Below are 19,847 nucleotides of genomic sequence, written 5' to 3' on the forward strand. Positions count from 1 at the left end.
GTCCCCCGCAGGGCGCCCGGGCCCCCCCCGGGGGGGGCCCCCCCCCCCCCCCCGGCGGGGGGGGGGGGGGGGGGGGCCGCCCCCCGCCCCACGCCGCGATGCGCCGCCGGCGGCTCACCCTCCGCGCAGCAGGCGGCGCGTCGGCGCCGACGGTCAGTTGATTCCCCGGTCGAGGCCGGACCAGTACGGCTGACGGAGCTTGAACTTCTGGATCTTGCCGGTGGCCGTGCGGGGGATGGCGTCGCGGAACTCGACGGAGGTGGGCGCCTTGTAACCCGCCAGGTGCCGCTTGCAGTGCGCGATGAGGTCGGACTCCTGCACCGTCGCCCCCTCGACGAGGACCACCAGCGCCTTGATCGTCTCGCCCCACTTCTCGTCCGGCACACCGATGACGGCGACCTCGGCGACCGCCGGGTGGCTGAAGAGCGTGTCCTCCACCTCGATCGACGACACGTTCTCGCCCCCGGTGATGATCACGTCCTTCTTCCGGTCCGAGATGGTCAGATGGCCGTCGGCGGCGTCGATGGTGCCGCCGTCGCCGGTGTGGAACCAGTCGCCCTCAAGGGCCACCGAGGTCTCCTCCGGCTTGTCCCAGTAGCCCTCGAGCACCGTGTTCGAGCGGGCCAGGACCTCGCCCGACTCGGAGACCTTCAGTGTGACGCCGAGCGCGGGCAGTCCCGCGCGGGACAGCTTGTGCGCCCGCTCCTCGGCGGGCAGTTCCGCGTCGGCGGGCCGGATCCGGTTGAAGGTGAGCAGCGGCGACGTCTCGGTCAGGCCGTAGATCTGGGTGAACTCCCAGCCCAGTTCCTCGCCCACGCGCTGGATGGTCCTGCTCGGCGGCGGGGCGCCCGCGCAGACGACCCGTACCCGATCGCGGCCCGGGATCTCGCCCTCCCATGTCGCCGCCGCGTCCAGCACGGCGTTCCAGACCGCGGGCGCGCCGCACATGAGCGTGACGCCGTGCTCTTCGACCCGCCGCAGGATCTCCGCGCCGTCGACCTTGCGCAGCGCCACCTGTTTGACGCCGAGTCCGGCCATCACGTACGGCATTCCCCAGCCGTTGCAGTGGAACATCGGCAGCGTGTGCAGGTACACATCGCGCTCCCACACCCGCGTGTGCAGGCCGAAGGTCATGCCGTTGACCCAGATGTTGCGGTGGGTCAGCTGCACGCCTTTGGGCCGGGCCGTGGTGCCCGACGTGTAGTTGATCGTCGCGGTGGCATCCTCGTCCGGGTGCGACCAGGGGCGCGGCTCAATCCCGAACCGCATCAGGCCGGTCTCGGTCTGCTCGCCGAGCACGAACCGGTGGCGCGCCTTCACGCCGCTCAGGGCGTCGTCCAGCTCCGGGTCGACGAGCAGGACCGAGGCCCCGCTCTGCTGCACCACGTAATCGACCTCTTCGGGCTTGAGACGGAAGTTCACCGGCACGCAGATCCGGCCGCTCATCGGCACCGCGAACAGCAGCTCCAGCATCCGCGCGGAGTTGTGGCTGACCACCGCCACCCGCTCTCCCTCGCCGACCCCGAGCGCATCCAGGCCCGCCTGCCAGGCCCGCACCCGCTCCGCCAACCGCCCGTACGTCGACTCGGGCACCGGCGGGCCGGGTTGATGCGGTTCGTCGACCACCCCGGGACTGCCACGGAAGCCCAGCTCGGCACGGTCGAGGAAGTCCGCAATCGTCATTGGTGTCCGCATCGTTCACTTCTCCTGTATCCGGAACAACCGCGTCTGACAGGAGTCTGGCAGTTGGCGTCTGCGCCGGCAGATGAAGCGACGCTTCCGTCGGGCAGAACCGGCAGGTCCGGCGGGCCGGCGGCGCGGGCGGCGGCCCCCACGAGGCGCGGCCCCGTGCGGGGGCTACCCCCACCCCTGAGTGGTGGTTCGCCGGATGGGCAACGGCGCGGCCGGCGGCGATCGTATGGCCAGGGATTTCGCTCATCGGACGGCAAGGGCCCAGGGCACACGGTGCCGGGGACCGACCGCCCTGTCGGACGTCCCGGAAGACCACGTGAAGATCACGAAGGGGGAACAGTGAATCGTCCCATGGGGCACGCTCTCGCGCGCCGGACACTGCTCGCCGGTGCCGCCGCGGCCGGTGCGGGAATCGTGTGGGGAACCACCGGTAAGGCCGTCGCCGACGGGGGGCGACAGCCGCTGGCGCAAGGGGCGGTGGACGCCGAGGTGGCGCGCCTGGAGCGCGGGCTGATCGAGCTGCGGCGGGACCTTCACCGGCATCCCGAGGCGCCGGGTGAGGAGCGGCGTACCGCGGGGGTGGTGGCCCGGGAGCTGCGGGCGGCCGGGCTGACGGTCACCACCGGGGTGGGCGGCCACGGCGTCGTCGGCATCCTGCGGGGCGCGCGGCCGGGCCGGACCGTCGCGTACCGGGCGGACATGGACGCGGTGCCGCCCAAGGACATCGTCGGCGGCGGCCCGGCGACGGCCCACCTCTGCGGCCACGACATCCACACCACGGTGGCCGTCGGCGTCGCACGGGTCCTGGCGCGGCTGCGGCAGCGGCTGAGCGGAACGGTGGTGTTCCTCTTCCAGCCCGCCGAGGAGGCCCTGGCCGGGGCCCGCGCCGTGATCGACGCGGGCGTGCTGGAGCGCACCCGCACCGAGGAGATCCACGCGCTGCACTGCGGGCCGTTCCCGGTGGGGCAGTTCGCCGTGACGCCGGGCTACGGGCTGCCGGGCCAGGACCGCGCGGAGGTGACCCTCTCGGGGCCGGACGCGCCCGGTGCCGCGCGGCGACTGGCCGCCGAGATCGGCGCGCTCGCCACGGTGACTCCGCCGCAGACGCCCGCGGACCTGGAGCGGATGGTCGCCGACGTCCAGACACCGGACGGGCCGCTGGCGCGCTTCGTGGCCGTCCGGGCCGGTGCGCAGGAGGCCAAGGTGAGCGTGTCCTACCGCTGCTGGCCGCAGGAGCGGTACGTGGCGGTGCGGGAGGACATCCGCCGGCTGGCCCGGTCGTACGAGGGAGCCGGGGTGAGCTTCCCCGCCGAGCCGTTCCCGGCCATGGTCTGCCCGGAAGGCGACGCCCGCTCGCTCGCCCGCCATCTGCGCCGCACGCTCGGCCGGGACACGGTCACCGAGCTCCACGCCGCGTTCCCCTTCAACGGCGAGGACTTCGCCCTCTATCTGGACCGCGTCCCCGGCACGTACACCTTCCTCGGCGTCCGCGCCCCCGGCGCCCCCCTCACGGCCTGCTACCCGCACTACCCCGACTTCTCCCCGGACGAGCGCGCCATCGGCGTCGGCGTGCGGGCGATGGGCGGCTGGATCGCGGAGCGGACCCACCGGGCGCCGGGCCTGCCCGGAGGGTCCGGCAGGCCCTAGCGACACCGTCCGCCGCGCCCTCGCCTACGTGTCGGCGGTCAGCCCGCCCGCCACGCCCCAGCTGTCGGCGGGGACCTCGTGGATCCATACCTGCACGCTCTCGGCGGGAATCCGGTACGCGTCCACGAACGCGTCGGTGATCTGCTTGACCAGCTCCCGCTTGAGCTCGACGCTGCGCGGGCCCTGCTGGACGGTGACGATCGGCATGGCTGAACTCCCTTTTCAGTGGCGGCCGTTGCGTGCCGTCGGCGCCGGATCTCCGGGCCTCCGGGTGGCTCACCGGCGTGGGATCAGCCCATCGCGTCCGGGGCGCGCGACCAAGAAGCGGATCGCGCAGGCAGCGATCACCGATCGAGATCGGCGGGCGCCGCGCAGGCCCGCAGCAGCAGTTCGACCCCCTCGGGCGGTGCGGTCCGCTGGACGGCGAGGGAGGTGGTCAGTTCCATCCCCGGGTTGCGGAAGGGGAGGTAGGCGACCTTCGGGGTGTTCAGGCGGCGGGCGTGGGCGGCGTAGACGACGGTCCACAGGGCGTCGGCCGGGCCGCAGGCGCCGATTGCGGTCAGGGTGTTGTCCAGGCTGCCGGGCTGCGGGCCGGGGACGGGGGTGAAACCGGCCTCGCGGCAGGCCGTGACGACCAGGTCGACCAGGGGCCGGTTCCGGCGGCGTTCGGCCAGGACCAGGGGCACGTCCGCGAGGTCGGCGAGGGCGAGGGTGCCGGGGGAGGCGGCGAGCGGGTGGCGGGCGGGAACGGCGGCCACCAGGGGGTCCTGCCACAGCGGGACGAAGGTCAGGCCGCCCCGGGCGTCCCCCGTCGCCTCGCGGGCGTGGGAGCGGCCCCCGTCCTCCGCATCGCCACGGACGAACGCCGCGTCCAGTTCGCCGGCCGCGACCCGCTCCAGGCGCTCCCGGGCCGGGGCGGCGATCAGCTCGACGCCGAGTTCCGGGGCGAGTTCGGCCAGCGCGTCCAGCACCCGGTCCAGGTGGGCGCCCAGGCCCGTGCCGGTCCCCACCCGCAGCAGGCCGGTGCGGGTGGCGGCCAGGTCGGCGACCACCGCGCGGGCCCGTTCCTCGGCGGCGAGCAGTGCCCGCGCCTCGGGCAGGAACCGCTCGCCGACGCGGGTCAGCCGCACCTGGCGCGCCGACCGGTCGAACAGGTCGGCCTTCAACTCCCGCTCCAGCCGCCGGATCTGCTGGCTGACCGCCGACTGCACGATGTGCAGCCGGTCCGCCGCCCGCCCGAAGTGCAGCTCCTGCGCGACCATGACGAAATACCGCACCTGTCTGAGTTCCACGCCCTCGCCCGTCCCGGTCGATTCCCGCTCGCTGTCCCGTACCACCGCGTCCGCCGCCCGCCCATCATCCCCCCGAGCAGGGCACCGCTCGGCGGGCGGCGAACGCGTAGTGGGGCGGGCGGGGCGACCGGGCCTGGAGGCCGAGCAGCCGCTCCACGGCCTCCAGTGCGGTCAACTCGGCACGCCACAGGGGGAGTTGACGTTGCAGGGTGGCGCGGGCGGTGAGGAGGGGGGCGGCGGTGCGCCGGGTCATGCGGGGAGCGTATGGCCCCTTGCGGTCAGCCGGCGTCCGCAGGGGCACGGAGCGGCCACGGCCCCGGGCGTCATGGCACGGGACCGGCGGTGTCAGGGCCGCCGGTCCCGTGAGTCCGGTCGGCGTCAGGCCACCGAACCGATCCGCCCCACCGGCCGGGCCGCGTCGTGGTGGATGGGCGTATGGGCGCCGGTCAGCGGGGTGCCGGTGCCACCGCGGCGGTTGGCGACGATCTCGGCGGCGATGGAGAGGGCGGTCTCCTCGGGGGTGCGGGCGCCGAGGTCGAGGCCGATGGGCGAGCGCAGCCGGTTGATCTCGAGCTCGGTGACGCCGATGTCGCGCAGCCGCTGCTGGCGGTCGAGGTGGGTGCGGCGCGAGCCCATCGCGCCGACGTAGGCGACCGGGAGCTTCAGCGCCCGCTCCAGCAGCGGGACGTCGAACTTGGCGTCGTGGGTCAGCACGCACAGGACCGTACGGGCGTCCAGCTCCTGGGAGTCGAGGTAGCGGTGCGGCCAGTCGACGACGATCTCGTCGGCGTCCGGAAAGCGGGTCCGGGTGGCGAAGACCGGGCGGGCGTCGCAGACGGTGACGTGGTAGTGGAGGAATTTGCCGATGCGGACGAGCGCGGAGGCGAAGTCGATGGCACCGAAGACGATCATGCGGGGGGCGGGTACGGAGGATTCGACGAGGAGGACGACCGGTTGGCCGCACTGCGAACCGTCAGTACCGATTTCGAGGGTCGCGGTGCGTCCGGCGTCGAGCAGGGCGCGGGTCTCCTCGATCGCCGTGCGGTCGAGGGCGGGGTGGCCGCCGAGGGTGCCGGTGTGGCTGCCGTCGGGGCGGACGAGCAGGGCGCGGCCGAGCAGTTCGGCCGGGCCCTCGATGATCCGCGCGACCGCCGCCGCTTCCCCCTGGGCAGCGGCGGCCAGCGCGGCGGCGAGCGTGTCGGCAGTGCTGTCCACCGGGGCTCCCGTGGATCCGCTGTCGACGGCGGATCCACGGCCGCTCGCCCGTACCGGGGTGATGAGGATGTCGATGATGCCGCCGCAGGTCAGGCCGACGGCGAAGGCGTCCTCATCGCTGTAGCCGAAGCGTTCGAGAACCGGTTCGCCGGTCTCCAGCGCCTCCTGGCACAACGCGTAGACCGCTCCCTCCACGCATCCGCCGGAGACCGACCCGATCGCCGTGCCGTCGGTGTCGACGGCGAGGGCGGCGCCGGGCTGGCGGGGCGCGCTTCCGTTGGTGGCCACCACGGTGGCCACCGCGAAATCGCGTCCCTGCTCGACCCACCGGTGCAGCTCTTCGGCGATGTCCAGCATGTCGGTCTCCTAACGGACGGGGAGCGGGCTGGCGCTTACTTGACGCCCAGCCACTGCTCGATCGGATGGAGCGAGAAGTAGACGAGGAAGATGCCGGTCAGCACCCACATGAAGGGCCCGATCTCGCGCCACTTGCCCTGGGCCGCCTTGATGGCGGTGTAGGCGATGACGCCGGCACCGACTCCGGTGGTGATCTGGTACGTGAACGGCATCAGGCCCACGGTCAGGAAGACCGGGATGGACACGGAGCGGTCGCTCCAGTCCACGTGGGCGGCGGCGCTCATCATCATCGAGCCGATGACGACCAGGGCCGCCGAGGCCACCTGGGCCGGGACGAGCTGGGTGAGCGGGGTGAAGAACAGGCAGGCCGCGAAGAACAGGCCGGTGATGACGGACGACAGGCCCGTACGGGCACCCTCGCCGACGCCGCTCGCCGACTCGATGAACACGGTCTGCCCGGAGCCGCCGGTGATGCCACCGATCGCACCGCCGGCGCCGTCCACGAACAGCGCCTTGGAAAGGCCCGGCATCCGGCCCTTGTCGTCGGCCAGCTTGGCCTCGGTTCCGACGCCGATGATGGTGGCCATGGCGTCGAAGAAGCCGGCCAGCACCAGGGTGAAGACGATCATGCCGACGCTGAGTGCGCCGATCTTGTCCCAGCCGCCGAGCTCGACATGGCCGAAGAGGCCGAAGTCGGGCATCGAGACCGCGCTGCCGTGCAGCGCCGGGGCGGCGCCCTGCCAGTCCTTGTCCGTCAGCCCGCCGAGCTTGGTGGCGGCGATGGACAGGACCGAGCCGGCAACGATGCCTATGAGGATGGCTCCGGGCACCTTGCGGGCCTGCAGCACGAAGATCAGCAGCAGGGTGACGCAGAAGAACAGGACGGGCCAGCCGGCGAGTTCACCGGTGGGGCCGAGGGTGACCGGGCCGCCCTGGCCCTTGCCCACGAATCCGGCCTTCACCAGGCCGAGCAGGGCGACGAACATGCCGATGCCCATGGTGATCGCGTGCTTGAGGGCCAGCGGGATGGCGTTCATGATCATCTCGCGGAGGCCGGTGACCACCAGGAGCATGATGACGACGCCGTACATCACACACATGCCCATGGCCTGAGGCCAGGTCATGTTCGGGACCACCTGCGTGGTCAGGGCCGCCGAGACGTTGAGGCCGGCCGCGAGCGCCAGCGGCACCTTGCCGATGAAGCCCATCAGCAGCGTACAGATGGCCGCACCGAGCGCGGTGGCGGTGACCACGCCCGCATGCGCGAGGGTGTTCTTCTCCACGTCCGGGGTCGAAAGGATCAGCGGGTTGAGCAGAAGGATGTAACACATCGCCATGAAGGTGGTGATGCCGCCGCGCAGCTCTCGCGCGACCGTCGACCCTCGTTCGGAAATGTGGAAGTACCGGTCGAGCCAAGAGCGGCCGGCGGGAAGACGCGAGCCGGTGCCCGCGTCTTCCGCCACCGTCTTCGGCTCAGTGGACTGCTGGGTCATGGTGCCTGACTCCCAAGGTTCACAGGGGCACTCGCATCGACTGCGAGATTTGGGACGAAACTTCGGCTGCACGACCCGGGGGACGGCCCGAGGCGAACGTGGGGTACTGGCCGGTGGGTTGCCGGCGCAGCGACTGCGTGGTGCGTGGGTGGTGCGGGGTCGAGCTGGGATCCGGGCGGTACGGGGAGGAGGACGGACAGGGACACCCCTAGCCACGTACCGCCCGGAACCGGTTGTCCAGGGGTCGCCCCCCGGACGGATCAGGTGCCGGTGAGGTGCTCGGGGCGTACCGGCGTCTTGTTGAGCTCCAGCCCGGTCGCGTTCCGGATCGCCGCGAGGACGGCCGGAGTGGACGACAGGGTGGGGGCCTCGCCGATGCCGCGCAGCCCGTACGGGGCCGCGTCGTCGGCGAGTTCGAGCACATCGACCGGGATGGTCGGGGTGTCGAGGATCGTGGGGATGAGGTAGTCCGTGAAGGAGGGGTTGCGCACCTTCGCGGTCTTGGGGTCGACGATGATCTCTTCCATGACCGCCACGCCCAGGCCCTGGGTGGTACCACCCTGGATCTGGCCGACGACGGACAGCGGGTTGAGCGCCTTGCCGACGTCCTGGGCGACGGCCAGCTCGATGACCTTGACCAGGCCGAGCTCGGTGTCCACCTCGACGACCGCGCGGTGCGCGGCGAAGGAGTACTGGACGTGGCCGTTGCCCTGGCCGGTGTGCAGGTCGAACGGCTCGGTGGGCCGGTGCCGGAACTCCAGCTCCAGGTCGACCGACTCATCCTCCAGGACGTCCGCGATGTCCCTGAGGACCTCGCCGCCGTCGGTGACGACCTTGCCGCCCTCCAGCAGGAGTTCGGCGGTGGCCCACGCCGGGTGGTAGGTGCCGAACTTGCGGCGGCCGATCTCCAGGACCTTCTCCCGGACGGCCTCGCAGGTGTTCTTCACCGCGCCGCCGGTCATGTACGTCTGCCGGGAGGCGGAGGTGGAGCCGGCCGAGCCGACCTGGGTGTCGGCCGGGTGGATGGTGACCTGCTGGACACCCAGTTCCGTACGGGCGATCTGGGCGTGGACGGTGATGCCGCCCTGGCCGACCTCCGCCATCGCGGTGTGGACGGTGGCGACCGGCTCGCCGGCGATGACCTCCATGCGCACCCGCGCGGTGGAGTAGTCGTCGAAGCCCTCGGAGAAGCCGACGTTCTTGAGGCCGACGGCGTAGCCGATGCCGCGCACCACACCCTCGCCGTGGGTGGTGTTGGACAGTCCGCCGGGCAGCGCGCGGACGTCCGCGCCCTCGCCGGCCGCCAGCCACTGCTGCTCCGGGGGAAGCGGCATCGCCTTGATGCGGCGCAGGAGTTCGGCGACCGGGGCCGGGGAGTCGACCGGCTGGCCGGTGGGCATGATCGTGCCCTGTTCCATGGCGTTGAGCTGCCGGAACTCGACCGGGTCCATGCCCAGCTTCTTGGCGACCTTGTCCATCTGCGCCTCGTAGGCGAAGCACGCCTGGACCGCGCCGAAGCCGCGCATCGCGCCGCAGGGCGGGTTGTTGGAGTACAGCGCGATGGCCTCGATCTCGACGTCGTCGACGACGTACGGACCGACGGCGAGCGAGGAGGCGTTGCCGACGACGGCCGGGGAGGCGGACGCGTAGGCGCCGCCGTCCAGCACGATGCGGCACTTCATGTGGGTGAGCTTGCCGTCCTTGGTGGCGCCGTGCTCGTACCAGAGCTTGGCCGGGTGCCGGTGGACGTGTCCGAAGAAGGACTCGAAGCGGTTGTAGACGATCTTGACGGGCTTGCCGGTGCGCAGCGCCAGGAGGCAGGCGTGGATCTGCATCGAGATGTCTTCGCGGCCGCCGAACGCGCCGCCGACGCCGGAGAGCGTCATGCGCACCTTCTCCTCGGGCAGGCCGAGGACGGGGGCGATCTGCTTGAGGTCGGAGTGCAGCCACTGGGTGGCGACGTACAGGTCGACGCCGCCGTCCTCGCCGGGCACCGCGAGGCCGGATTCCGGGCCGAGGAAGGCCTGGTCCTGCATGCCGAAGACGTACTCGCCGGAGACGATGACGTCGGCCTTCTTGGCGGCCTCGTCGGCGTTGCCGCGGATGATCGGCTGGCGGTGGACGATGTTGGGGTGCGGTACGTGGCCGGAGTGGTGGTCGTCGCGGCCCTCGTGGATGAGGGGGGCGTCCTCGGCGATGGCGGAGGCCTCGTCGGTGACGACCGGCAGCTCGACGTACTCGATCTTGATCTTGGCGGCCGCGCGGCGCGCGGTCTCCGGGTGGTCGGCGGCGACCAGCGCGACCGGCTCACCGTGGTGGCGTACCTTGCCGTGCGCGAGAACCGGCGTGTCCTGGATCTCCAGGCCGTAGTTCTTCACGTCGGTGGGCAGGTCGTCGTAGGTCAGTACGGCGTAGACACCGGAGGTCGCGAGCGCCTCGGAGGTGTCGATCGACTTGATCTCGGCGTGCGCGACGGTGGAGCGGAGCGTGTGGCCCCACAGCATGTCCTCGTGCCACATGTCCGAGGAGTAGGCGAACTCGCCGGTCACCTTGAGGGTGCCGTCGGGCCGCAGCGTGGACTCTCCGATACCGGCCTTGGTCTTGCCGCCCTGCGTGAGGTTGGTGGGTGTGCGAGTGACACCAGCCATGGTGGTCAGGCCCCCTGTCCGGCGGTCCGGGATTCGCCGCGGGCGGCTGCCAGCCGGACCGCGTCGAGGATCTTCTCGTAGCCCGTGCAGCGGCACAGGTTGCCCGACAGCGCCTCGCGGATGTCGGCGTCCGACGGGGAGTCGTTGCGCTCCAGCAGCTCATCGGCGGCGACCAGCAGGCCCGGGGTGCAGAAGCCGCACTGGACCGCGCCGGCGTCGATGAACGCCTGCTGGATCGGGGAGAGTTCGCTGTTCTCGCCGGTCTGCGAGTCGGCCGGCTTGGACTGCCACTGCTGGGCGTCCTGGAGGCTCGTCCCGCAGGCACCGGTCGCACAGCCGCCGTGCTCGGCACGCTGCTTGGCGAAGTCCGCCAGTCCCTCGACGGTCACCACCTCGCGGCCCTCGACCTGGCCGGCGGCGACGAGACAGGAACACACCGGCACGCCGTCCAGGCGGACCGTGCAGGAACCGCATTCGCCCTGCTCACAGGCGTTCTTCGAACCCGGCAGGCCCATCCGCTCGCGGAGGACGTACAGCAGGCTCTCGCCTTCCCAGACATCGTCGGCCTCTTGCTGCCGGCCGTTGACGGTGAATGTCACGCGCACTGTGCGCTCCTCTCGTTTCCGCGGTAGGACTCCCAGGTCCAGCCGAGGGTGCGGCGCGCCATGATCCCGACCGCGTGGCGGCGGTACTTGGCGCTGCCGCGCACATCGTCGATGGGGTTGCAGGCCCCGGAGGCGAGCTGCGCGAACTGCTTGGCGACCGACGGCGGGATCGGGGCACCCGACTCCCAGAAGCCGCCCTCCTCCAGCGCCGCGGCCAGGAAGATCTCGGCCTCCTTGGCGCGTACCGGGGTCGGCGCGGCCGAGCCGATGCCGGTGCGGACCGTGCGGGTCTCGGGGTGCAGCGCGAAGCCGAACGCGCAGACGGCGATGACCATGGCGTTGCGGGTGCCGACCTTGGAGAACTGCTGGGGGCCGTCGGCCTTGGGCAGATGCACCGAGCGGATCAGCTCGTCGGGCTCCAGGGCGTTGCGCTTGACGCCGAGGTAGAACTCGTCGATGGGGATCATCCGGCGGCCGCGGACGGACTCGACCTCGACCTCGCAGCCGGAGGCGAGCAGCGCGGGATGCGCGTCGCCGGCCGGGGAGGCGCAGCCGAGGTTGCCGCCGACGCCGCCGCGGTTGCGGATCTGCGGGGAGGCGACGGTGTGCGAGGCCAGTGCCAGGCCCGGAAGCTCGGCTCGCAGATTCTCCATGATCTTGGTGTAGGTGACGGAGGCGCCCAGCCGTACGGTCTTCTCCCCGACCTCCCACTCGCTCAGGTCACCGATACGGTTCAGGTCGAGCAGGTACTCGGGGCGGCGGTGGTCGAAGTTGATCTCGACCATCACGTCCGTGCCGCCCGCGATGGGCACAGCTGTGGGGTGCTCGGCCTTAGCGGCGAGCGCCTCCTCCCAGCTGGCGGGGCGAAGGAAGTCCATGGGTGGCCTCTTCTACGAATTCTACGAAATCGGTCGTTCGCTGCTCATGGTGAGGACCTTCGGCCCTCGTCGCCACGGAGCTTGTTCACGTCTTGTTAACGCGGTTGGGCCAAGTGAACGCGCCAAGGGCCCACCCGGTGCAGTCACCGAAACCATGAAGCGGTTGGCTGGCCAAGCCACCCGTCTTGTAGATTCGAACGAAAGACGAGGCTCTGAAACCTCGCGGCATTCCACCGGCCACACAAGACAGCAAAGAACGGCGGGCGAGGTCATGCGGCTCCGCGCACTCCTGGACACCGACACTCTGGGCCTACGGCTGCTCGGAGGCGAGGACGAGCTGGACCGAACGGTACGCGGCGTGATGACCACCGATCTCCGCGACCCCAGCCGATATCTCTCCGGTGGCGAACTGGTACTGACGGGCCTCGCCTGGCGCCGCGAGGCGGAGGACTCCGAGCGGTTCGTGCGGATCCTGGCCTCCGCCGGGGTCGCCGGGCTCGCGGCCGGCGAGGCGGAGCTCGGCGCCGTCCCCGACGATCTCGTACAGGCCTGCCTGCGGCACCGGCTGCCGCTGTTCTCGGTGGTCGAGGACGTGTCGTTCGCGTCCATCACCGAGTACGTCGTACGCCAGGTCTCCAGCGAGCGGGCCGGCGACCTGGCCGCCGTGGTGGACCGCCACCGGCGCCTGATGACCTCCGGGCCCACCGGCGGCGGTCCCGAGGTCGTCCTGGACCTGCTGGGATCGGACCTGGACCTGCGGGCCTGGGTCCTCTCCCCCACCGGCCGGCAGATCGCCGGATCGTCGCTGGCGGACTCCGGCCCCGAGCTGCCCTCCGAGCTCGGCGCCCGGCTCGCCGGCGAGCATCTGGCCGCCTCCCGCAGCGGCCGCCGCGGCCCGCACCGCGTCACCCTCGGCGGCATCACCTACTCGCTGTTCCCGATCCGCTACGACGGCCGCGACCTGCGCGAAACCCTGCTCTCGGACTGGCTGCTGGCCGTCGAGGCGGACGCCGGCGACTGGTCCGAGGAGCGGCTGGATCTGCTCAACGGCGTCACCCAGCTGATCGCCGTGGAACGCGACCGGCGCGATGCGGCCCGTACGGTGCGCCGGCGCCTCGCGCAGGAGGTGCTGGAGCTCGTCCAGACCGGCGCGCCGCCCGCCGAGATCGCGGCCCGGCTGCGGGTGGCGGCGCCGGTGCTGCTGCCGGGGCTGGGCAGCGCCCCGCACTGGCAGATCGTGGTGGCCCGCGTCGAGTGGGAGTCCGGCGAGGTGCCCGGCGGCCCGGTGGCGCAGACGCTGCTGGAGGAGGTGCTGGTCGATCCGGGCACGTTCGGGCCCGAACCCTCGGACCGGATCGCGGTGGCGCACACCGGCGACGAGGCGGTGGCGCTGGTGCCGCTGCCCGCCACGCCGGACGAGTCCGGGGACACCACGGTCGTCGGCCTGCACGCCGACGACCTGCTCGCGGTCGTCCGGGAGCCGCTGGGCCGGGGGCTGGACGCCGATGGCCGGCTGACCGTCGGCGTCAGCGCGTCCGTCCATTCCGCCGAGGGGCTGCGCGGGGCCCTGGAGGAGGCCCGGCACGCCCGCCGGGTGGCCGCCGCCCGCCCCGGCCGGGTCTGCGCCGCCGGGCACGAGGAGCTGGCCTCGCACGTCCTGCTGCTGCCGTTCGTCCCGGACGACGTCCGCCGCGCCTTCACCGCCCGCCTCCTGGACCCGCTGCGCGACTACGACCGCCGGCACCGCGCCGAGCTGATCCCCACCCTCGAGGCGTTCCTGGACTGCGACGGCTCCTGGACCCGCTGCGCCACCCGGCTGCACCTGCATGTGAACACGCTCCGCTACCGGGTGGGCCGGATCGAGCAGCTCACCGGCCGCGATCTGTCGCGGCTGGAGGACAAGCTCGATTTCTTCCTCGCGTTGCGGATGAGCTGATTCCGGCCGAGCCGATTCCGAGCGGTGCCCTGCGGATCCCGTCGCCGAGCGGCGGGATCCGCGCGTTTTTCCCGGCCTCCCCGACGCCGCGGACCGCTCTTCGGGTGAACGCATCGCCGTACGCCATTCGGGGTACCTCGATCGGGCGGCTTGCCGTCAACGGCGGTTGCCTGCGCGGCGGCCGCGCCACCGGGTGGCGTGGCCGATCAGGGCCGTCACGCCGGGCCCGAGCGCCCTCCCGGCGATTGTGAAATCATTCACCCACCCCCTTGGCCGCACGACGGAATTCGTGCTGAGATTCGCCCACTGCACCAGTTCCCGCTCAATGGCGCGCTCGGGGAGGGCAATGTGGCGGATACCGCCATGTCAGGATCCGCGGAATCCGCGGATTCCGTTAGGTCCGCAGAATCGGCACCGGAATCCACATCAGCACCGGAATTCTCATCGGTATCGGTCCCGGCACCACTGGTGCCGGCCGCCAGATCGGTCGGCGACAGATCGGGCGCGGACGGATCGATCACGAACGACGACCCCCTCGACCGCGCCGTGTGGCGGCTGCGCTCCCGCGGCTGCTGGGACGACGCCGCCGCGCTGCTGGAGCCGCACGCCGCCCGGCACGCCCCCGCCGCGCTGCGCCGCGCCGCGCTCCTCGTGGAGCGCTGCATGTTCACCGCCACCGGGTGGGCCACGGCGGAGGACGCGCTGCGCGGCGCCGAAGCGCTGGCGGGCGACGACGACGAGCGGGGCGGGGCGGCCTGTGAACGCGGCCAGCTCGCGTACGCGGCAACGGTGCTCGGCGTGCGCGACCGGGCCGACGAGGCGCGTTCGGCGCTGGGCCGGGCCGCCGCGCTGCTCGCCCCCGCCGCGGCCGGGCGGCCGCTGCTGGACTTCCGCCGCGGGCTGATGGCCGAGCATGTCGCCGACAGCCCCGACTCGGCGCGGGCCGCCTACCGCCGCGCGCACGCGGGCGCCACCGCCCAGGGCGACACCCTGCTGCTGTCCTTCACCTGGCGCCATCTGGCCGGACTCGCGTTGCGCGACGGGGAGTTGGCCGAGGCCCGGCACGGCTTCGCCGAGTCGCTGCGGATCCGGGAGGAGCTGGGGTTCCTGGTCGGTACGGCGCCCGCGCTGGCGGCGCTGGCCGATGCCGCGCCGGAGGAGGACGCGCCCCGGCTGCGCGCCGAGGCCGCCCGGCTGTTCCGTCTCATGGGCGGGGTGCCGACCTGGCTCGCCGATCACCTCACGCCGGATCCGGCCGCGACGTAGAACGGCGCGGGGCGACGTGGGACGTGGGACGCAGGACGTCCTACGTCCCGCGTACGGGCCGATGCCCGGCCGTAGGGACCGGTCCCACCGGTCGGGCACCGCGGACCCGACCGCCCCGTCAACCCCCCGTCGTCAGCCATGCGGGCCGACGAGGCGATTGGCCGAAAGCGCACGGTCACTACGGCGGATCGGCCGGGGTGCGATGGCTGTACCCGTGTGCGAGGCTCGGACGCGGGTGCCCCGCCCCCGCCCCACGGGCCCCGAGAATGGCCGCAAGTCGCACTGTGACGCGACGGCCGGGCCTGAATGCTGTTCCGGGACCAGCTCCCTTTGGGGGCGCCTTTTCAGGAGGTCCACCGTGGCAGCAGGAGTGTCCAACAGCACCGCGTCAGCCGACTGGGGCAAGGCGGATTTCGAGTCGATCTACAACTGCCCTGATCCGCGTGGGTACTTCACCACTCTGCAACCGTTCGAGTACCAGATTCCGCACCACGGCCAGGCGGTCTTCCGCGCCGTGACCGAAGCCCTGCGGCGACGCCGCAGCGACCGCCCGCCGCTGAACGTCATCGATCTGTGCTGCTCGTACGGGGTCAATGCGGCGCTGCTCAACCACCGGCTGACCCTCGGCGACCTCTACCGCCGCTACGCCCGGCGCGGTCCCGGCAGCCCCGCGACGCCTCGGCTCGCCGAGGAGGACCGGGCGTTCTTCGCCGGCCGGCGACGCCCCGAAGCGGCCCGGGTGATCGGCCTCGACGCGGCGGAACACGCGGTCGCGTACGCCCAGTCGGTCGGCCTGCTCGACCGCGGTTTCTCCGAGAACCTGGAACTCGCCGACCCCAGTCCGCACTTGCGGGCCGCACTCGCCGACATCGACCTGATCACCGTCACCGGCGGCGTCGGCTACATCTCCGAGCGCACCTTCGCCCGTCTTCTCGACTGTGTGTCCACGCCGCCCTGGGTCGCGGCGTTCGTGCTCCGTACGGTGTCCTACGAACCGGTCTCCGCCGCCCTGACCCGCGCCGGGCTGGTGACCGAGAAGCTGACCACGCGGACGTTCCGGCAGCGCCGGTTCACCGACGGCGAGGAGCGGCGTGCGGCGTTCGCGGCGCTGGCCGCGCGCGGGCTGTCCACCGTCGGCAAGGAGGCCGACGGCTTCTACCACGCCGATCTGTATGTCTCCCGGCCCGCCGCCGATGCCGCGGCGCTGCCGCTGGCGGAGCTGCTGCCCGGCTGAGCCTGCGGGGCCGGCCCGCTCAGTGCGGGTGCCGGGCCGCCGACAGATGCTCGCGGGCGATGCGCTCGGCGACCGCGTACTCCTGGGCGATCAACGCGTCCAGCAGCGCCGTGTGCTCGGAGGCGTCCGCGAGCAGTTCGGCGGTGCGCAGCCGGGAGCCGCCGGCCGGCCATTGGGTGCCGCGCAGCAGATCGTCGGTGACCTGGGTCAGCCGGCGGTTGCCGGTGAGGGAGATCAGCGCGTGGTGGAAGGCGCGGTCCGCCTCGGCGTAGCCGACCCGGTCGCCGTGTGCCGCGGCGCTCACCCCCGCGTCGGCGAGCGGACGCAGCTCCTCCCAGCGCTCCGGCGGCAGCGCCCTGGCCAGCCGGACGATCGCGGGGACCTCCAGCATGGCGCGCACCTCGGCCAGCTCGGCCAGCTCGCGGGAGCTGCGCTCGCAGACCCGGAAGCCGCGGTTGGGCACGACCTCGACGGCGCCCTCCCCGGCGAGCTGCTGCATGGCCTCGCGCACCGGGGTCGCCGAGACGCCGTAGCGCTCGGCGAGGGCGGGGGCGGAGTAGACCTCGCCGGGGGCCAGCTCCCCGCCGACCAGCGCCTCGCGCAGCGCGGCCAGCACCTGACCGCGTACGGAGTGCCGCTGCGGACGGACCGGCTGGCGGGGCACGGTCGGCTGCAGCAGGGCGGAACCGGCGTGCGCGGGCGTACGCGTGAGTGCGCGCGGCGCCTGTTCCGCTGTGCCGTGCTCCATGGGTGCCTCCTGACGGTTCCCAGCACCATAGGCGCCCGCAGCGCCGGTTCACACCTCAGCGGGCCTGGGTAGCGTCTTCCGATAAGGTAAGGCTTACCTGCTAACGATCGCGATTCGGTGGTCTCCCGCATGACTCCTGCCCCCGCCGCCCCGCCGCTGAGACAGCCCGTGACCGCCGCGTACGCCCGGCTTTTCGAGGCCTTTCCCGGCCTGCGGGTGACCGAGTGGGACGCGGCACCGCCCAGCGGCGACGGCTGGGTGTCCGCGGCCGGTCTCGCGGCCGGCGGTGAGACCCTCGACACGTTTCTCGCCTGGGACGACGCGCAGATCCTCCGGGACTACGGGCAGCGCGCCCGCCCCGACGTCATCGCCGGCTTCGCGCTGCACCGCTACGCCTGGCCCGCCTGTCTGCTGATCACCATCCCCTGGTTCCTGCACCGCCGGGTGCCGCGGCTGCCGGTGGCGGACGTGACCTTCCAGCGGGAGCTGGGCCAGATGGCGGTACGGGTCCGCTCGTTCGCGTGCCTTCCAGGAGATCCGGCGGCGGAGCTGCCCGGCGCCCGGGTCGTGCCCGACGAGGAGGCGCTGCGGGCCGAGGTGCGGGCGGCGGTGGCCGAGCATCTCGAACCCGTGCTGCACGGTTTCCGGAGCCGGATGCGGCGCGGCCCGCGGGCGCTGTGGGGCATGGCGTCCGACGAGATCGTCGAGGGCCTGTGGTACCTCGGGCATCTGCTGGGCGAGGAGTCGCGCGCGGTCGCCGAACTGGAGCGGCTGCTGCCGGGGGCCACCGCCCCCTACGTCGGCAGCGCGGCGTTCCGCACGCTCACCGGCCCGAACGGCGAGGCGCTGCCCACCCGCGACCGCGCCAGCTGCTGCATGTTCTACACGCTGCGCCCCGACGACACCTGCATCACCTGCCCCCGCACCTGCGACGCCGACCGCATCACCCGCCTCACGGCAACCGCCTGACCCACACACCACCCCTTCGGGTCATCGTATTCGAACTCAATCCCCCCTTCCCTTAAGGGAGTTCGAGGGCCGACCACCCATCTGCCGCTCCCGGCACCACCTTGGCGTTCTCTTGCCACGAAACCCCCCTGGGGGAGGGAGGAATTCCGCCAGGATGCCTCGCGAAACCGCGTATGCGAGGTACTCGAGGCAAGGATTCCCAGAATGAGAATGACGGACATATCGCTGAATTGGCTGATTCCGGCGGCCCTGCTGCTCGCCGGTGTCACGGCGGCCGTGGCGGTGGTCCTGCGCGGCAAACGCGCGGCCGGCCGGCCCACCGACGACTCGTGGGAGCGCAGCGAGGAACGGCGCCGACGCAAGGAGGCCGTGTTCGCCTCGGCCTCCTATCTGCTGCTGTTCTGCTGTGCGGCGGTCGCCGCCGCGCTGTCCTTCCACGGCCTGGTCGGCTTCGGCGTGCAGAACCTCAGCCTCTCCGGGGGCTGGGAGTACCTGGTGCCGTTCGGGCTCGACGGTGCGGCGATGTTCTGCTCCGTACTGGCGGTGCGCGAGGCCAGTCACGGCGATGCGGCGCTCGGCTCCCGGATGCTGGTGTGGACGTTCGCGGGCGCCGCGGCCTGGTTCAACTGGGTGCATGCGCCGCGCGGCATGGACCACGCGGGCGCGCCGCAGTTCTTCGCCGGGATGTCGCTGTCGGCGGCCGTCCTCTTCGACCGGGCGCTCAAGCAGACCCGCCGGGCGGCGCTGCGCGAGCAGGGTCTGGTGCCCCGTCCGCTGCCGCAGATCCGGGTCGTGCGCTGGCTGCGGGCCCCCCGCGAGACCTTCGGGGCCTGGTCGCTGATGCTGCTGGAGGGCGTACGGTCGCTGGACGAGGCGGTCGAGGAGGTACGGGAGGACCGCCGGGCGAAGGAGCAGCGCCGGCTGCGCCGCCGCGAGCAGGGCAAGCTCGACCGGGCCCGGATCAAGGCCATCAACCGGCAGCACCGTTCCTGGGGCATCGGCAGGGGCGGCGGCCGGCTGACCGTCACCCAGGCCACCGCGGCGCCCGCGGAGATGGGCGACCGGGATTCCGCCATATCCACCGACCCTCAAGGACCGTTGCCCGCATCAGATTCGCCGGTGCGCTACCGCCCGGCTCTCAAGGCCGTGACCGGCACTGATCTCGGCACCACCGCCGTCGCGGCCGAGCCGCGCCGGACCGTGGACCTCACCGCCGAGGACGACACCCAGACGCTCCCCCGTCTGGACTCTCTGGAGGAGAAGCTCGCCGCGATCGAGCAACGCTTCGCCTGAACGGTGGCGGACCGCGCCGAACCCACACCCCCGATGCCGGCTCAGGCCGGTCCGCCGCCCAGCTCGAACCACACGCTTTTGCCGACCCCGTGGGACCGTATGCCCCACGCGTCCGCTAAGGAGCGGACCAGCACCAGACCCCGGCCGGACGTCCCCTCGGTGGTCGGTGCCTTCGGCTCGGGGCGTCCCGAGACGAAGTCGCGTACCTCCACCCGCAGCCGGTCGCCGACCGTGGCGGTGACGACGGCGCCGCCCTCCGCATGGACCAGGGCATTGGTGACCAGCTCGCTCGTCAGGAGCGTGGCCACCTCCGCGACCTCCGTGGCGGCGTTTCCCGCCCCCGCCCAGCAGTTCAGCAGCAGCCGGAGTTCCCGGCGCACCTCGCCGACCGCCCGCAGGTCCGCATGGCGCACCTTGCGTCGCAGCATCCCCGGTGTTCGCGCGGCGATCCCCCCGCCCCGGCCCTGCTCGGTCGCCTTCTGCAGTCTGTCCCGTTCCTCGCGCCGCACAGGCTGACGCATGCTCTCCCCCGCCCCCGACAATGATCGGCGCTCTCCCTCGAACAGCCTCACGG

General features: G+C 72.5%; 17 protein-coding genes. 6 read left to right on the forward strand and 11 right to left on the reverse strand.

All coding sequences use genetic code 11. From position 1 onward, the window contains the following. Positions 1-153 precede the first annotated feature (153 nt). A complete protein-coding gene (locus ACIGWZ_RS29670) occupies positions 154-1,695 on the reverse strand; it encodes an AMP-binding protein (protein ID WP_400069773.1) in 1,542 nt (513 codons plus the stop codon). Between the two features lie 348 nt (positions 1,696-2,043). Here ACIGWZ_RS29670 and ACIGWZ_RS29675 point away from each other — a divergent pair, with 348 nt between their 5' ends. Then, positions 2,044-3,339, forward strand: coding sequence for a M20 family metallopeptidase (locus ACIGWZ_RS29675; RefSeq protein WP_400069774.1), 1,296 nt, complete (start codon positions 2,044-2,046; stop codon positions 3,337-3,339). Between the two features lie 24 nt (positions 3,340-3,363). Here ACIGWZ_RS29675 and dmpI read toward each other — a convergent pair whose 3' ends face one another. The 8 genes from dmpI to ACIGWZ_RS29715 form a co-directional block, all read right to left on the reverse strand. After that, positions 3,364-3,546: a 4-oxalocrotonate tautomerase DmpI gene (gene dmpI, locus ACIGWZ_RS29680; RefSeq protein ID WP_400069775.1), complete on the reverse strand. Its 183-nt coding sequence runs from the start codon at positions 3,544-3,546 to the stop codon at positions 3,364-3,366. Positions 3,547-3,683: 137 nt separating this feature from the next. Next, positions 3,684-4,631 (reverse strand): LysR substrate-binding domain-containing protein, encoded by a 948-nt coding sequence (locus ACIGWZ_RS29685; RefSeq protein ID WP_400069776.1) that lies wholly within the window; start codon positions 4,629-4,631, stop codon positions 3,684-3,686. A 64-nt stretch (positions 4,632-4,695) separates the two neighbouring features. Further along, the gene (locus ACIGWZ_RS29690) at positions 4,696-4,884 is read right to left on the reverse strand and encodes a hypothetical protein (RefSeq protein ID WP_400069777.1); all 189 of its coding nucleotides are present in this window, start codon (positions 4,882-4,884) and stop codon (positions 4,696-4,698) included. Between the two features lie 125 nt (positions 4,885-5,009). Continuing rightward, positions 5,010-6,203 carry an XdhC family protein gene (locus ACIGWZ_RS29695; protein WP_400069778.1) on the reverse strand — a complete coding sequence of 398 codons (1,194 nt, stop codon included), beginning with the start codon at positions 6,201-6,203 and terminating at the stop codon, positions 5,010-5,012. A 35-nt stretch (positions 6,204-6,238) separates the two neighbouring features. Further along, positions 6,239-7,696 (reverse strand): NCS2 family permease, encoded by a 1,458-nt coding sequence (locus ACIGWZ_RS29700; protein ID WP_400069779.1) that lies wholly within the window; start codon positions 7,694-7,696, stop codon positions 6,239-6,241. 260 nt (positions 7,697-7,956) lie between these two features. Then, positions 7,957-10,344: a xanthine dehydrogenase family protein molybdopterin-binding subunit gene (locus ACIGWZ_RS29705; RefSeq protein WP_400069780.1), complete on the reverse strand. Its 2,388-nt coding sequence runs from the start codon at positions 10,342-10,344 to the stop codon at positions 7,957-7,959. 5 nt (positions 10,345-10,349) lie between these two features. Then, positions 10,350-10,949 carry a (2Fe-2S)-binding protein gene (locus ACIGWZ_RS29710; protein ID WP_400069781.1) on the reverse strand — a complete coding sequence of 200 codons (600 nt, stop codon included), beginning with the start codon at positions 10,947-10,949 and terminating at the stop codon, positions 10,350-10,352. Beyond that, entirely contained in the window at positions 10,940-11,827 is an 888-nt protein-coding gene (locus ACIGWZ_RS29715; RefSeq protein WP_400069782.1) for an FAD binding domain-containing protein, read from the reverse strand. The genes ACIGWZ_RS29710 and ACIGWZ_RS29715 overlap by 10 nt, the downstream gene beginning before the upstream one ends. A 271-nt stretch (positions 11,828-12,098) precedes the next feature. Here ACIGWZ_RS29715 and ACIGWZ_RS29720 point away from each other — a divergent pair, with 271 nt between their 5' ends. From ACIGWZ_RS29720 to ACIGWZ_RS29730, 3 genes are all read left to right on the forward strand, one after another. After that, the gene (locus ACIGWZ_RS29720) at positions 12,099-13,763 is read left to right on the forward strand and encodes a PucR family transcriptional regulator (protein WP_400069783.1); all 1,665 of its coding nucleotides are present in this window, start codon (positions 12,099-12,101) and stop codon (positions 13,761-13,763) included. A gap of 468 nt (positions 13,764-14,231) precedes the next feature. Next, positions 14,232-15,029 carry a hypothetical protein gene (locus tag ACIGWZ_RS29725; protein WP_400069784.1) on the forward strand — a complete coding sequence of 266 codons (798 nt, stop codon included), beginning with the start codon at positions 14,232-14,234 and terminating at the stop codon, positions 15,027-15,029. 358 nt (positions 15,030-15,387) lie between these two features. Then, complete coding sequence (locus ACIGWZ_RS29730) at positions 15,388-16,263, forward strand: hypothetical protein (protein WP_400069785.1); 876 nt, start codon at positions 15,388-15,390, stop codon at positions 16,261-16,263. A gap of 19 nt (positions 16,264-16,282) precedes the next feature. Here the strand turns inward: ACIGWZ_RS29730 and ACIGWZ_RS29735 are convergent, their stop codons facing one another. Then, complete coding sequence (locus tag ACIGWZ_RS29735) at positions 16,283-17,011, reverse strand: GntR family transcriptional regulator (protein ID WP_400069786.1); 729 nt, start codon at positions 17,009-17,011, stop codon at positions 16,283-16,285. Positions 17,012-17,140: 129 nt separating this feature from the next. Between ACIGWZ_RS29735 and ACIGWZ_RS29740 the strand changes: the two genes are divergently transcribed. Together ACIGWZ_RS29740 and ACIGWZ_RS29745 are read left to right on the forward strand one after the other, a co-directional pair. After that, the gene (locus ACIGWZ_RS29740; RefSeq protein ID WP_400069787.1) at positions 17,141-17,980 is read left to right on the forward strand and encodes a (2Fe-2S)-binding protein; all 840 of its coding nucleotides are present in this window, start codon (positions 17,141-17,143) and stop codon (positions 17,978-17,980) included. 204 nt (positions 17,981-18,184) lie between these two features. Further along, a complete protein-coding gene (locus ACIGWZ_RS29745) occupies positions 18,185-19,273 on the forward strand; it encodes a DUF2637 domain-containing protein (RefSeq protein ID WP_400069788.1) in 1,089 nt (362 codons plus the stop codon). 41 nt (positions 19,274-19,314) lie between these two features. Here the strand turns inward: ACIGWZ_RS29745 and ACIGWZ_RS29750 are convergent, their stop codons facing one another. After that, on the reverse strand, positions 19,315-19,701 hold the full coding sequence (locus ACIGWZ_RS29750; protein ID WP_400069852.1) for an ATP-binding protein: 387 nt from the start codon (positions 19,699-19,701) through the stop codon (positions 19,315-19,317). Positions 19,702-19,847 lie beyond the last annotated feature (146 nt).

It is taken from the genome of Streptomyces sp. NPDC053427 (genome assembly GCF_044544985.1).
In the GTDB taxonomy this organism is placed as follows: Bacteria; Actinomycetota; Actinomycetes; order Streptomycetales; family Streptomycetaceae; genus Streptomyces.

What these genes read in the sequence shown, in the direction of transcription:
- ACIGWZ_RS29670 (WP_400069773.1), bottom strand. Translation starts at nt 1,695, where the DNA reads ATGCGGACACCAATGACGATTGCGGACTTCCTCGACCGTGCCGAGCTG.
- ACIGWZ_RS29675 (WP_400069774.1), top strand. Translation starts at nt 2,044, where the DNA reads ATGGGGCACGCTCTCGCGCGCCGGACACTGCTCGCCGGTGCCGCCGCG.
- dmpI (WP_400069775.1), bottom strand. Translation starts at nt 3,546, where the DNA reads ATGCCGATCGTCACCGTCCAGCAGGGCCCGCGCAGCGTCGAGCTCAAG.
- ACIGWZ_RS29690 (WP_400069777.1), bottom strand. Translation starts at nt 4,884, where the DNA reads ATGACCCGGCGCACCGCCGCCCCCCTCCTCACCGCCCGCGCCACCCTG.
- ACIGWZ_RS29695 (WP_400069778.1), bottom strand. Translation starts at nt 6,203, where the DNA reads ATGCTGGACATCGCCGAAGAGCTGCACCGGTGGGTCGAGCAGGGACGC.
- ACIGWZ_RS29700 (WP_400069779.1), bottom strand. Translation starts at nt 7,696, where the DNA reads ATGACCCAGCAGTCCACTGAGCCGAAGACGGTGGCGGAAGACGCGGGC.
- ACIGWZ_RS29705 (WP_400069780.1), bottom strand. Translation starts at nt 10,344, where the DNA reads ATGGCTGGTGTCACTCGCACACCCACCAACCTCACGCAGGGCGGCAAG.
- ACIGWZ_RS29715 (WP_400069782.1), bottom strand. Translation starts at nt 11,827, where the DNA reads ATGGACTTCCTTCGCCCCGCCAGCTGGGAGGAGGCGCTCGCCGCTAAG.
- ACIGWZ_RS29720 (WP_400069783.1), top strand. Translation starts at nt 12,099, where the DNA reads ATGCGGCTCCGCGCACTCCTGGACACCGACACTCTGGGCCTACGGCTG.
- ACIGWZ_RS29735 (WP_400069786.1), bottom strand. Translation starts at nt 17,011, where the DNA reads ATGGAGCACGGCACAGCGGAACAGGCGCCGCGCGCACTCACGCGTACG.
- ACIGWZ_RS29740 (WP_400069787.1), top strand. Translation starts at nt 17,141, where the DNA reads ATGACTCCTGCCCCCGCCGCCCCGCCGCTGAGACAGCCCGTGACCGCC.
- ACIGWZ_RS29745 (WP_400069788.1), top strand. Translation starts at nt 18,185, where the DNA reads ATGAGAATGACGGACATATCGCTGAATTGGCTGATTCCGGCGGCCCTG.
- ACIGWZ_RS29750 (WP_400069852.1), bottom strand. Translation starts at nt 19,701, where the DNA reads ATGCTGCGACGCAAGGTGCGCCATGCGGACCTGCGGGCGGTCGGCGAG.